The 13,646-nt window shown below is 62.5% G+C and carries 11 protein-coding genes; 3 read left to right on the forward strand and 8 right to left on the reverse strand.

From position 1 onward, the window contains the following. Window positions 1-29: 29 nt before the first annotated feature. From VK804_RS03905 to VK804_RS03930, 6 genes are all read right to left on the reverse strand, one after another. A complete protein-coding gene (locus VK804_RS03905; protein WP_325368040.1) occupies window positions 30-731 on the reverse strand; it encodes a helix-turn-helix domain-containing protein in 702 nt (233 codons plus the stop codon). A gap of 47 nt (window positions 732-778) precedes the next feature. Continuing rightward, entirely contained in the window at window positions 779-1,567 is a 789-nt protein-coding gene (locus tag VK804_RS03910; protein ID WP_325368042.1) for an enoyl-CoA hydratase/isomerase family protein, read from the reverse strand. A 25-nt stretch (window positions 1,568-1,592) separates the two neighbouring features. Next, the gene (locus tag VK804_RS03915; protein ID WP_325368044.1) at window positions 1,593-3,338 is read right to left on the reverse strand and encodes a CocE/NonD family hydrolase; all 1,746 of its coding nucleotides are present in this window, start codon (window positions 3,336-3,338) and stop codon (window positions 1,593-1,595) included. A 231-nt stretch (window positions 3,339-3,569) separates the two neighbouring features. Next, window positions 3,570-4,211 (reverse strand): SRPBCC family protein, encoded by a 642-nt coding sequence (locus VK804_RS03920; protein ID WP_325368046.1) that lies wholly within the window; start codon window positions 4,209-4,211, stop codon window positions 3,570-3,572. Window positions 4,212-4,258: 47 nt separating this feature from the next. After that, window positions 4,259-5,161: an SDR family oxidoreductase gene (locus tag VK804_RS03925; protein WP_325368048.1), complete on the reverse strand. Its 903-nt coding sequence runs from the start codon at window positions 5,159-5,161 to the stop codon at window positions 4,259-4,261. A 47-nt stretch (window positions 5,162-5,208) separates the two neighbouring features. Next, on the reverse strand, window positions 5,209-5,949 hold the full coding sequence (locus VK804_RS03930) for an SDR family oxidoreductase (RefSeq protein ID WP_325368050.1): 741 nt from the start codon (window positions 5,947-5,949) through the stop codon (window positions 5,209-5,211). Window positions 5,950-6,064: 115 nt separating this feature from the next. On the opposite strand from VK804_RS03930, the gene VK804_RS03935 reads away from it, so the two are divergent. The 3 genes from VK804_RS03935 to VK804_RS03945 all read left to right on the forward strand — a co-directional run bounded on the left by VK804_RS03935 (window position 6,065) and on the right by VK804_RS03945 (window position 9,175). Next, window positions 6,065-6,967: a LysR family transcriptional regulator gene (locus tag VK804_RS03935; protein ID WP_325368052.1), complete on the forward strand. Its 903-nt coding sequence runs from the start codon at window positions 6,065-6,067 to the stop codon at window positions 6,965-6,967. A 352-nt stretch (window positions 6,968-7,319) separates the two neighbouring features. Then, window positions 7,320-8,531 (forward strand): ABC transporter substrate-binding protein, encoded by a 1,212-nt coding sequence (locus VK804_RS03940; protein WP_325368054.1) that lies wholly within the window; start codon window positions 7,320-7,322, stop codon window positions 8,529-8,531. A 245-nt stretch (window positions 8,532-8,776) separates the two neighbouring features. Then, entirely contained in the window at window positions 8,777-9,175 is a 399-nt protein-coding gene (locus tag VK804_RS03945; RefSeq protein ID WP_325368056.1) for a RidA family protein, read from the forward strand. A 953-nt stretch (window positions 9,176-10,128) separates the two neighbouring features. Here VK804_RS03945 and VK804_RS03950 read toward each other — a convergent pair. Next, window positions 10,129-11,346 (reverse strand): ABC transporter substrate-binding protein, encoded by a 1,218-nt coding sequence (locus tag VK804_RS03950; protein ID WP_414642716.1) that lies wholly within the window; start codon window positions 11,344-11,346, stop codon window positions 10,129-10,131. 330 nt (window positions 11,347-11,676) lie between these two features. Further along, a complete protein-coding gene (locus VK804_RS03955; protein WP_325368058.1) occupies window positions 11,677-13,311 on the reverse strand; it encodes an acetolactate synthase large subunit in 1,635 nt (544 codons plus the stop codon). Window positions 13,312-13,646: the final 335 nt, after the last annotated feature.

Consider the following 13,646-nt stretch of genomic DNA (forward strand, 5'->3'; position numbering starts at 1 on the left):
ATGGTCCCGTCGAGCAAACGGACACGCCTTCAGCGCGTCCGATCGGTCTCCGGCTCCTGTCCGAAGACCGTCTCGTCAACCAGACGCCAATACGCTTCGACAACCTCCGGGTTTTCGCAGGACAGTCCACTTGTAACCTGCATTTCCGGCCCGAACTCAGAGAGCGTGGCGGTAAGGCTTACCATCATATAATGAAAGAGAATGGGATCGACGGCGGGAAGGAGACCCTGTTTCTGAGCCTCAATGATCTGAGGCAGCAATCGCGCCAGAAGCGGAGCCAAGACCGTTTCCGCCACCCATTTCAGCCGTGGATTATTCGTCAAGGTTTCCTGGCGCATGAACCGATGAAATTCAGGAAACGCGACGGTATACCGGAAAAGCGTCGTGTACTCCCTCCGCAGCCGCGCCAGCGGCGACAAATCGGATCCTTCGGGCGCCAGAATATCCCACTCGGTCCGTATCTGCGCGAAGGCATGCTCCGCTGCGGCCCGCCAGAGAATGTCTTTGCTGCGAAAATGGTAGGTGATCAGCGGATGTTGCAGGCCGAGCCGATCGGCGATGGCGCGAATGCTCGCTGCTTGGAATCCCCGCTCGGCAAATTCCGCGATCGCGGCATCGAGGATCGCGGCTCGCGTCTCGATCGAACGCTGTTGTTCGGCTCTCTTGCGCGGGCGCTCCCGGCGCCCGGTGGCCGGCCTCGTTTTCTGCGGCATCTGGCCTTCAATTAACATGGCTCCCAACCGAACGCCAAGCGAAGTGTTGGACCTTCGCGGCCGGCTCATTTTCCCTCGAAGACGAGCGTCGGCGGCTCGATGTCCTTGTTGAAGGCTTCTGCCGTGTTGGCAAAGCCGCGCTGGGCGTCGGCACCGTTGTAGAGCTCCATTGCAACGTCGAGCATTACAAGGTCCGCGGCGGCGATCCCTCCGCTCGACCAGACCTTGAGCAGCGTACGCGTCGCGGCGTATGACCTGGTCGGCCCGGTCGCGAGTTGCCGAGCCAGTGCAGACGCGGTCGCTGAAAGCTCGTTCTCGGGTACCACATGCGTCGCAATTCCGAGCGCGCCTGCTTCGCGTCCTGACATCGGTTCACCAAGCATGGCGAAACGCGATGCGCGAGCGCGCCCGGCGCGCTCGGCGATCCGCTGCAGGGCGCCCGCGATCGGCAGCATCGCCGTCGTGACTTCGACGCAGCGAAGGATCGCATTGTCGGCCGCGACAAGAAAATCGCAGGCCAGCGCAAGTTCGAAACCGCCGCCGAAGGCGATCCCCTGCACGACCGCGACCGTCGGTACTTTCAGCATCTCGATGGCGCGATAGGAAACGTTGATGTCAGCGACAAACGTCCTGAACCAGTTGACGTCCCTGCCCGGCCATTCACGCACCTCGCCGCCGAAGCTGAAATGCGGCCCCTCCGATCGAACAACAAGCACGCGTATGTCGCTTTCGCTGGCCTGGCGCACGGCGGCCCGCAAGGCTGCCGCGAAACGCAGGTCGAGCCGGTTGAAGGGGGGATTGGCCAGCACGATATTTCCGATCGCGCCGTCTCGTTCAAATCGGATCGTTGTCATGCAACATGTGCTCCTTGTGCAGAAGTCAGGCTGGACGCCGGTTGGCGGGCTCGGGGATGATGGGCAGCAGCAAATGCGACGGCCGTTCCGCGTCACGGTAGATCCTGTGGGTGACGGTCTTGCTGCTGCAGACGTGGTAGGGGATGTACTCGACATTGGTCATCGCCCCGGTGCCCGTGGGCACATCCAGGGATGTGATGTCGACGCAGATCCGATGACCTGCCTTGAACTGGTTTGCGGTAGCGAGGATCTGTATTTGGTACTCGACCACTTCGCCCGGTTCGACCGGAGCAATGGCGTCCTGCGTCAGTCTGTGGAACGGCTCCCAGGGTTTTGAGCGCTTCTCGTCGAGTGCCCGGTAGGATGCTTTCAGCCAGCCTCGCGTCAGTTCACGTTCGGGCAGTATCGATGGAACATCGCGCTCACCCTCGCGTGCGGTCCGAACTGAGACGTCAGGCCCCACGTCCTTGAGCACGATGATCCAGTTGGTGTCTTCCTGATCGATCGCCGCGTGCAGCGTCAGCGTGATTGGGCCTGCGACAGTAACGTCGTGCGGCAGGGGATCAGTCATGTAGCGTAGCCGTTCGACCTTCGTCGTCCGCGTCAGCGGCATCTGCGTGAAGACATCGGGCTCGCGTGCCGCAGCGCCAAGCTCCGAGGCCGGTCGCGGCGGCTCGGTCGACAGCGTCTCCCAGTGGGAGAGATAGTATTTGGTCCACTGCGTCTCCGGCAGCGGCCAATTCGCTCCGGTCCGCCACTCGTTGGCGCCCATCAGCCAGTAGCGCACCGGCGGTTCGTCCATGATGCCGGTGTTCTTCCCCTTCAGCCAATGGTCATACCAGCGGATGATCTCGTCGTGGTATTGATGGAACGGCCGTTCCAGGTGAGCCGGCCCGGTAAACAGCAGCTTCTTTGGCGCATCGACATTCCCGAAGTAGTGCTGGGCGCCCAGCCAATGGAGCTTGTACGTGTAGGCGTAGGCTCCCGAGCCGGTATAGAATGGTATTTTGATTTTCCTAAAAGTTTCTTCCGCGCGCTCGACGGTGCCGTCGAACTCCCAGGGATGCGTCATCATGAGATACATGATGAACGTCCGCTGCCCCTTCTGGGTAAGAATGTTGTAGAGGTTGATGTATTGCTTGTAGTCCGGATTCCGCATGGCGCGGCGCCAGAGTTCTTCGTCCGCGGCGGGAAGTTCCGCGGGCCGGTCGCGCGACTCATGAACCGTGCTGAAGACGTCGAGCAGATAGGGAAAGCTGTGCAAGACCCCGCCGGGATTGAAGTCGCGGAAACCGAACATGCCGCCATAGGCGCTGCAGGCGTCATAGGGAAAGATGGCCTTCAACGCCGGATGTCCCTGCGCGGCGGCGCGCCATTGCTCACCGGCATAACCGGAGATGCCGACCATTCCGACCTTGCCGTCTGACCAGGGCTGTCGTGTGATCCATTCGATCAGATCGTAGTGGTCGGTATCCTCGTAGCCGTAGTGTCCTTCCGATTTGGCGGAGCCCCTCGGCTGCGCGATGACATGGACATAGCCGTTGGCGATGAAGCGCCGTGTGTCGCCCGCCTCGATCGGGCCGAACCAGAGCGGCGCGTGCGCAGGTTGCGGCGGCAGGATATCCGCGATGTCAGGACCCTGAATGTCCTTGTTGTGCAGCGCTGACGCGTACAGCACGGGGTATTTGCCTGGCGCATCGGGGCGGTAAACGTCGACGGCAAGCCGCGTGCCGTCCCGCATGGCGACGCTGATGTCCCTCTCCTCGATCATCATTCCACCCTGGCTTTTTGCGACGCTTTCGCATCGACGTTTGACGATGCCGGGAAGCTGACAAGCCAAGCATCCTCCGTCCGACCGTACCGACCATGCCATATTACTGTACGTTCGTAAAGTTTAATTCTTATCCTTTTTGAACCGCGCATGGGACGGCATGTTGGGCATCCGGGAGAGCCGGTTGCCGCGAGATGGATTGGAAGTCTGGAAAGAGGCTGTCCGAGCGGGCTAGCGCCCCTCGGACACCCATTTGAGCGTGGCGAGCCAAAGCGCGTGGCCGCGATGCATCCGGCCTTCGTCGGCCTCGCGGAAGGCCACGGCGCCGGGACCGACGCCTGCCTCGTCCATGATGGCCCGGCAACCGTTGTCGTCGGGCTTCAGCAGCCAGCTATGGTAGAAGGCCGGCGCCTCGCCCGGTGCGCCGCCGAACCAGCCGAGCCGGCGGCCGGACACGAACTCATGGACGCGGCTCTCGATCGCGAGACCGAAGGTCGTCCAGCGCCAGCGGACATCGGGCGCGAGCGCCTCGGCATTGCCAAGGAGCGTCACGTCCTGCGCGTTGGGATACCAGGTGGGCCATGCGCGCGCGTCGACGATATGCCGCCAGACCATGTCGCACGAGGCGTTCAGCCGGGCTTCGTTGTGGGCGAACAGGTCCGCTTTCTCCGGCTCGAACCCGGCCGGCCAGTGGATGTCCCGATCGCGGGTGGCAAGATCGCTCGCCATCTGGCCTTGGGGCTGGCCGGCGGCGATCGCCGCGCCGGCCAGTGTCGCGAGCGTGATCGCTGCGACCAGGGCTGCGGCCTTGGCCAGGCGTGACGACCCCGTCGGTTTGCGCGCTTCGCGCGCCGTATCGATTGACGTCTGCATTGTCTGTCTCCTTACGTGCTGGAATGTCATGCTGGGGGAAGTCGTCACTAGACGAGGACACTGGGCTTCAGCAGGTCGGAGAGGCCGACCCGATGCAGCATCTCCGCACGCAGGCGGTCGAGCACGGTAAAGCCGACATTGGCGCCGTCCTCGGTCGGATCGTAGTGGATCCGGAACGGACGCTTGCCGAAGGGCATGTCGACGACCTTGACGATCTCGTCAGCCACGCCGCTGGGCTCGGCGTCGTCGGGGACGATCGCGGCGAACGCCTTCAACACCTCTTCGCCGAAGCCCTTGTAGGGGCCAGCTTCATATTCCGCGACCCGCGCCTCGTCAGCCGGACGCCCGGAATGCGCGAAGTGGTTCGTGCCCTTGGTGAACGCGCCCGGCACGACGATCGTTGTCTCGATGCCCCAGCGCGAAAGCTCGCGCGCATAGAGGACGGCCAGCGAGTCCATCGCCGCTTTGGCCGCGAAATAGGGCGCGAGATAGGGCGGCGTTCCGCCAGCGGAGCTGCTGCTCGAGATCCAGAGAAGCAGACCCTGTTTCGCCGCGCGCATGTGCGGCAGGACGGCCCGGTTGACGCGTTGCGTGCCGAGCACGTTGACGTCGTACTGCACCGCGAATTGCTCGGGCAGGAACGCCTCGGCCGGGCCAAACATCATGTGACCCGCATTGTGGACCAGCACGTCGATCTTGCCGCTCTCGGCCATGATCTTCTCGACCGCCACATCGATCGACGGCTCGGACTGAACGTCGAGCTCGATCGCGCGCAGGTCGACGCCATCGCGCTTCGAGGTCTCGGCCATCTCGGCCGCGTTCCTGGCATTGCGGCCAGCGATGTCGCGCATTGAGGCGTAGACGGTGTTTCCAGCCTTGGCGAGCGCTTCGGCCGTCAGGCGGCCGAAACCGCTGGAAGCGCCGGTGATGAGAATGATCTTCTTGCTCATGATGGAATCTCCATGGTCAGCGTGTTCAGGTTTGAAGGGGATGCGGGTCAGATGATCCCGCCATTGGCGCGCAGCGTCTGGCCATTGATCCAGGCGCCGTCCGGGCCTGCGAGGAAGGCGACCGCATCGGCGATATCCTGCGGCTGGCCGAGCCGTTCCAGCGGCGCCAGCCTGGACAGGCGGTCGATCACCTCCTGCGGCTTGCCGTCGAGGAAGAGCCTGGTCGCGGTCGGTCCCGGCGCGATGGCGTTGGCGGTGATGTTTCTTCCGCGCAACTCCTTGGCGAGGATGCTGGTCATCGCCTCGACTGCGGCCTTGGTTGCCGCGTAGACGCCGTAACCCGGCTGCAGCAGGCCGGTGACGCTGGAGGAGAAGTTGACGATCCGGCCGCCATCACGCAGGCGGCGCGCCGCTTCGCGGAGCGTGTTGAAGGTCCCCTTCAGGTTGACCGCGATGTGGCGATCGAACAGGGCGTCGTCGCTATCCGCAATCGTCGCCAGGTTCATGATCCCGGCATTGTTGATCAGCACGTCGACGCCGCCGAACGCGGTTTCGGTCGACTCGAACAGGCGTGCCACGGCGGCGACGTCCGAGATGTCGGCTTGCGCCGCCGCGGCCCGGCCGCCGGCCGCCTCGATCCTGGCGACCACCGCCGCTGCTGAAGCACTATTGCCGGCATAATTCACCACCACGGTGAAGCCGTCCCTGGCCAGGCGCTCGGCAACCGCGGCGCCGATGCCGCCCGAAGCGCCGGTGACGATGGCAACTCGATTGGTTGAGGTGATCATGGTTTTTCTCCGTTGGGTTGGCGCCGACAACCGGCGCTTGATGCATGCAAGATGCACCTTCCCCCGTGGCGGATAATCAGGCATAATCCGACATCATAATTCGAAAGACCGAACAATGGATCGCTTCGACGCCATGCGCGTCTTCGCCCGCATCGTGGAGCGGCGCAGTTTCACCCAGGCCGCCGACGATCTTGGCCTGCCGCGATCCTCGGTGACCGATGCCGTGAAGGGACTGGAGGCGCGGTTGGGGGTACGGCTATTGCAGCGGACGACGCGGCAGGTCAGTCCGACCCTGGACGGCGAGGCCTATTACCAGCGCTGCGTGAGCCTGATCGCGGACATGGAGGATGCGGAGGGCGCCTTCGTCGGCGCCAAGCCGTCGGGGCTGGTTCGGGTCGACATTCACGGCACCCTGGCGCGTTATTTCCTGCTACCGGGCCTGCCGCGCTTCCGGCAGCAATATCCCGGCATCCGGCTGCACTTCAGCGAAGCGCACCAGCCGCTGGATATGATCCGCGAAGGTCTCGACTGCATCCTGAGGGCCGGTGAACTGAGCGACAGTCCGCTGATCAAGCGCAGGCTGGCGCTGCTCGAGCGAGGGACCTTCGCGAGCCCCGACTATCTCGGCCGCTTCGGCACGCCGCAGACGCCCGACGATCTCGCAGGTCACGAGATGGTCGGATTTCTGTCACCCGACAGCGGTGAAGTCGTTTCGCTGGTGTTCGGCGCCGGCGGCAAGGCGCGTCAGGTCACGTTGCCGGCGATCGTGACGGTGACCGGTCCCGAGACCAACGTTGCGTGCGCCTGCATCGGCCTCGGACTGATCCAGGTGCCGCGCTATCGCGTCGCTTCCGAGCTTGCCAGCGGCGCGCTGGTCGAAGTGCTCGCCGGCTTTCCGCCGTCGCCGCTCCCCGTCCACGTCCTCTACTCCCATACGCGGCAGCTGTCGCCGCGCCTGCGCGTGTTCATCGACTGGATGGCCGAGCAGTTTCGCGACCGGCGCTCGGCGGCTGAATGACGCAAGCATGAGACCATGGCTTTGGTCGCTTGCCGCGACCAGGCGGCGAAGAACATGCGTTGGTTTTTAATTTTGCCTCGGTTGGCGCGAGCGGTGGCGTTAGGGAGAACATATCTGTTGCCGCCCCTTTCGTTTGGCGGTGCCGCAATGGTTCTACCATGGCTCCGTTTCTACATCCCGCTGATGGGCGGATTCGCCGATCTATTACCACTGCCCTGTCGCTCCGATGCCGCGCTGATGCACGGCGCGGGAGCAAAAGCCAGCGCCCCGCTTTGCAGCGATGCTCTTCCCCTGTACGATCGCGCCAACACGGCCGGCATTCAGCGGTCGCTACGGCAAGGGGAGGTTTTTCATGCATCGCAACGTTATCGCCGCGCTCGCGCTCAGTTTGTGGGGAGCGGGGCTCACCACCGCCGCGGTCGCGCAGCAACCGGTGAAGCTCGGTGTCCTCAACGACCAGACGGGACTGTACGCGGATCTGACCGGCATGGGCTCGGTCCACGCCGCGCGCATGGCGGTCGAGGATTACGGCGGCAAGGTGCTGGGCCGGCCGATCGAAGTCATCTTCGCCGACCACCAGAACAAGCCCGACATCGGCGCCAGCATCGCGCGGCAATGGATCGAGAATGACGGCGTCAACGTCATCCTCGACATTCCCAATTCGGCCGTGGGGCTAGCTGTGCGCGAGGTGACGCGCACGCACGACGCCATCGACATCAACACCGGCGCCGCCACCTCGGATCTCTCCGGAAAAGCCTGTTCGCCGCACGGCGTGCACTGGAGCTTCGACACCTACGGCCTTGCGGCGACGATCGGCAAGGCGTTGGTGAAGCAGGGTGGGGATAGCTGGTTTTTCATCACCGCCGACTACGCGTTCGGGCATGCCCTCGAGCGCGACACCACGGCGTTCGTCACGGCCGGCGGCGGCAAGGTGCTGGGGTCCGTGCGGCATCCGCTCAATACCGCCGACTTCTCGTCCTTTCTGCTGCAGGCGCAAGCCTCGAAGGCGAAGATCGTCGCTCTCTCGAACGCCGGCGGCGACACCGTCAACGCGATCAAACAGGCCGCGGAATTCGGCCTGGGCCGCAGCGGCGACCAGCGCCTGGCGGCACTCCTGCTGCAGCTTCCCGACACCCACGCGCTTGGCCTCGAAGCGGCGCAGGGCCTGATCGCGAGCGAGACCTTCTTCTGGGATCTCGACGACGCGACCCGCGCCTGGACCAAACGCTTCCTCGCCCGCAACGGCGGGAAGCCGCCAAGCATGATCCATGCCGGGACCTACGGCGCGACGTTGCACTACCTCAAGGCGGTGGCGGCGGCCGGCACGACCGACGCCACTACGGTCGTTGCCAAGATGAAGGAACTTCCGGTCGACGACTTCTACACCAAGGGCACGGTGCGTGAGGACGGGCGTGTGATGCGGCCTTATTACCTGTTGCAGGTGAAGAAGCCCTCGGAATCCAGATATCCCTTCGATTATCTCAAGCTGCTCGCCACGGTGCCGGCCGAGGAAGCGGCGCGCCCCCTGAGCGAGAGCGCGTGCCCGATGGTGAAACACGGCTGAGATGGGTCGCGGCCACGCGCAGACGGCCCGCACGCCGGTCGGACGCCGCTCTCACCGATTGTCGTCCGACGTCGACGGGGCCCGGTCGATGAAGCTTCGGCTCGCCCTGAAGCGGCCGGCCGCCGTCGCGCACAAACGGGCGCTGTTTTGTGGCGCGCGCCCCTCGAAGGCCAGCGCCCGGCCACTGTTTGAATGATAAACGAATAGCGACGCATAGCCGAGATCAACTTCACAAGGAGAATGCCATGCCCAGGACAAAGCTGTCCGTCCCTGATGTTGCTGAGGTCGCCCCCGGTCTGTGGTCAAACGCCATACGCGCAGGTGACATGCTGTTCATCGCCGGCCAGGTAGCACGCCCCTTTGAAGGCGGCACCGGGATAGTCGGGAAGGATGAGTACGAACAGACCAGGCAAATATTTTCACGCATTGATCGCATCGTCAAAGCGGCCGGTGGAACGATGGACAACCTGGTCAAGATGACGATCTATGTAGTCGATATCAAGAACAATACCGAGGTCTGGCGAGCGCGCCGCGAGTTCTTCACGGGAGATTTTCCAGCTTCCACGCTTGTAGAAGTGCGGTCCCTTGCAAAGCCCGAAGTGTTGGTGGAGATAGAAGCCGTCGCCTATCTGGGCAGGAGTTAAAATTGCCCGTTGAGGCAATCGCCCCGGTTTACCCTCTACCGCAACGTCCGGTATGCCCGATCAACGGACATCATCAGGCCGGCCTGGTTGGCCCAGTTCGTGCCAGAATCGGAAGTGCGATATCGGGAAAATCCTTCGCTGGCCCGGATGGCGAAGCACGCAGCGCTTGACGAGTGCGGCGAGACCGGCAAATCTTTGCCGCAATATCGACGCGGTGTGTGCCGATGGGCCCGGACCGCCAGGATCCTGTTCATTGAAAAGCCGTTGTATTATGCGAAGCATTATTCGATATCTTGCTAAAGCTGCGCTGCAGTTGGTCACGCTTGCCGTTGTCGCTTTGCCGGGCGTGGCGCATGCGCAGTCAGGGAGCACCGGCGGCAGCATCGGCAATGTCGACAAGTCGGTATCCGGTACGCGCGAAGCGCCTCGGGCGGTTGAACCCTCAAGGCCGGCACGACGCAGCAAGCCCGAGGCCGAGGAGTCGCGTCATGCCTCGCGAAGCAGCGGCGGGGTTGGCGGTGGAGGCAATTTCGACGGCGCATGGGCCGTCGTCAGCGTCGGCTGCGGGGGTACCGTCAACGGCGCTATAGTCATCACGAGCGGCAGGATTCTGGGGGAAGGCCTTTCTGGTCATGTCAGTCCGAACGGTTCGGCTGCCGCCGCTGGAGCTGGCGGAGGCGTTAGCTGGACCAGTTCCGGCCGTTTTTCGAGCCGCAGCGGCGCCGGTTCGTACCGGCGCTCCGACGGATGTGTCGGAAGCTGGACCGCGTCAAAACAGTAGCGGCAAATAACGGCTCCCTGCCGATGGGCCCGGCAGCCGGCTTCCACCATGCTCCCCATTGGAGACCAATGGAGATGCTAAATCGGTCGAATCGCGACTGACACGATTTGCAGATTGTAAAAGCGTCAGCGATTTGAAATCAGTGTCCGGAAAATCGGCACCGCGACAATCCTCATTTGGTCTGCGAGCTATCTTTCTTGGCTGCCTCGACCAACGGGCATCCCCCCGCGTCCAGCGGCCGATAAGCCTTATCACCCGGAACAGTCTCGATAATGCGTGCGTAATCCCATGGTCCTTTTGATTCCTCAGGTGTCTTGACCTGAAGCAGATACATATCGCGAAGCACGCGCCCGTCGATCCGCAACTGGCCATTGTGGGTCATGAAGTCGTTGATCGGCGTCTCCCGCATCTTCTCCATCACCTTGAGCGGGTCCTTGCTGCCCAACGCCTTGACCGCCTTCAGATAGTGGATCGTCGCACTATAGACACCCGCCTGCACCATGGTCGGCATGTGGCCGACCTCCTTGATGAAGCGGTTGGAGAAGGCCCGGGTCGCGTCATTCTGATCCCAATAGAAAGCGCTGGTGAATTGAAGTCCCTGCGCGGTCTTGAGCCCGAGCGAGTGGACGTCGGTGATGAACATCAACAGGGCTGCGAACTTCTGGCCATGCTGGATGAGTCCAAACTCGGCGCCCTGCTTGATCGAATTGGTGGCATCGCCGCCGGCGTTCGCGAGGCCGATGATCTCCGCCTTGGACGCCTGGGCCTGCAGCAGGAAGGAGGAGAAATCCGAGGTGTTGATCGGCGCGTAGACGGCGCCCAGGACCTGGCCGCCTTCCTTCGCCACGACCTCGGCGGTATCGCGCTCCAATGCATGTCCAAACGCATAATCGGCGCCGATGAAAAACCATGACTTCCCACCGGACTTCACGATGGCGGAGCCGGTGACGTGAGAAAGCGCATAGGTGTCATAGTTCCAATGCGCGGCGTAAGGCGAGCAGTTCTTGCCGGTGATGTCGGAACTGGCCGGTCCGTTGAACAGCACAAGCTTCTGCTTTTGCCGTGAAACCTCCTCGACCGCGAGCGCGACGGCGGAAGAACCGCCGTCGGTGATCATGTCTACGCCTTCATTGTCGTACCAGTTGCGGGCGATGTTCACCGCAACATCGGCTTTGTTTTGATGGTCGGCAGTCACGATTTCGACCGGCTTGCCAAGGACCGGGCCGAAATCCTCGGCCGCCATATGGGCCGCGACGCCGGTGCCCTTGCCGGTGATATCGGCATAGAGCGAATTCATGTCACTGAGCACACCGATCTTGACCTGCGCAGCGGCAGGGTTGGCCGTCGCTGCCAGCAACGCGACGAGCATCATCAGATTTCTTCGGCTCATTGTATCTCGCTCCCTACATTGCTTTGATCGGCGTCTCCGGATGATCGGCCCCGCCGTGTCGGACTTGCTCCGAGCTCGTGCCGCTTGTTTTGACCGGGGGACGCCTCGTCGGCTCCCTCTCGCATTCAATACCTTCTCGGGGCGGCCCGGCAAGGACAACGGCCCGGCAAGCCCTCATTTAGTGGCTGGCGCTTCCCGTGCTCGCTGCACCGCAATCTACTTATCAAGCGGCCATCCCGAAAGGGAAAAGCAAGAAACGCGGTACGGCTTCGCACGAGCATGGAGCGCCACACGCGCGGTTCGTCCTGCACGCACGATAGACTTCGTCACCTAGTCTTGCATACGCCTAAGCTCGTCGACCAGAACCCGCACATTTTCGCTGTAGTCGATTGGAACGGCAATCAGCTGCAACCCACCCGCGGAAAATGCCTCCTCCAGCGCCGGGGCCAGCCCCGATGCCGTCGTAACCCGCCGACCTCCGGCGCCATAGGCGGCGGCGTACGCGACGAAGTCGGGATTGTCGAAGGTCAAGCCCCAGTCCGCGAAACCGTCGACGGCCTGCTTCCACCGAATCATGCCATAGGCGTGGTCCTCAATGATCAAAACCACGAGATTGAGATTTAACCGCCGCGCGGTTTCAAGCTCCTGGCTGTTCATCATGAACCCGCCGTCCCCTGCCACGACCAGTACGCGGCGCGCGGGATAAAGCAATGCCGCCATCATCCCGGATGGCAAACCGGCTCCCATCGTTGCCAGTGCGTTGTCGAGAAGAAGGGTATTCGCAACGTCGGTGCGGTAGTTGCGCGCAAACCAGATCTTGTACATGCCGTTATCGAGCGTCACGATTCCGTCAGGCGGCATGACTTGCCTGACGTCGTGCACGATGCGTTGCGGCGTCAAAGGGAAACGATCCTCTTCCGCGCGATCGGTGATGTGACCCAGAATATCCTTCCGCAAACCCACCCAGTCCGGATTCATCTTCAGCTTGCCTTCCAGCCGACCGGCGAGCAGATCAAGGCCTTTGGCTATGTCGCCGACCACTTCCGCCTGAGGAAAATACACCTCTTCCACGGTCGCCGGCACGAACCCGATGTGAATGACCTCATGCCGCCCGCGGGTCATCAGGAAGGGCGGCTTCTCGACAGTGTCGTGTCCGATCGTCACGATGATATCAGCGCGATCGATTGCCTGGTGGACGTAGTCGCGTTCGCTCAAGGCGGCGGTGCCGAGATAGAAGTCCGCAGCACCCCCGACAGCCCCCTTCCCCATTTGTGTATTGAAGAAGGGGATGCGGACGCGGCGTACAAATTGGGAAAGAGCCAGCGCAAGTTGAGGACGGCTTGCCGCCGCGCCAAACATCAGCAGCGGATATTTGGCGGACAGGATCAAGTCGGATGCGCGCTTGATGGCTTCCGGCGACGGAACCGGCAGTTCTGCGGCATGGGCCGGCACCAGCGGAACATCGCCTACCTCTTCCGCAGCAACGTCTTCAGGTAGTTCCAGATGAACCGGACCGGGACGTTCTTCGGCTGCAACGCGAAAGGCATTCCGAACGAGGGTTGGAATGCTCGACGCGCTCACGATCTGTTGTGACTGCTTGGTGAGCGGGCGCATGGCTGCGACGATATCGACAATCTGGAAATGGGCCTGTCGGCTTTGGCGTATCGCCTTCTGACCCGTGATGAGAACCATCGGCATGCCACCAAGAAATCCGTAAGCGGCGCCGGTAACGAGGTTGAGTGCTCCCGGACCGAGCGTGCTGAGCGCGACCCCCGGCTTTCCGGTGAGCCGTCCGTAGGTCGCCGCCATGAAAGCTGCCGGCTGCTCGTGACGAGTTACCACCAGTTCGATGGAGGATCGCCGAAGGCTTTCGACGACATCGAGGTTTTCCTCACCGGGTACACCGAAGATACGATCAACGCCCTCGTTCTCCAGAGCAGCAACGAGAAGATCTGATCCCTTCATTTTCAATCCTGCTCTTTGTCCGAGAGCTACAAGGGGTCTTGCCTATCGGGACGGAAGACGAACACAAGGTGCCGATTGAGGCGCTCCGCCATGTCGCAAAGTCTCGCCCTTCGCACCCGATACTTGTCGTCGAAAACATATCCGATCGCGTCGAGTTTGTATTGCGTCGCGATAGGTCTATTCTTGCAAATTCAGACCGACAAGGTCACCCTTCAATTCACTTGCCACCATCCATGCACTATGGAACCGGCGACGGCTTCATTTCTCGCACCACTCCGGATGAACCATCTCCGGGGTGATCTCCAGAACCCGTATGTGCCGGCCACCGGCGCCGG

It is taken from the genome of Bradyrhizobium sp. (assembly GCF_035484855.1).
In the GTDB taxonomy this organism is placed as follows: Bacteria; Pseudomonadota; Alphaproteobacteria; order Rhizobiales; family Xanthobacteraceae; genus Bradyrhizobium.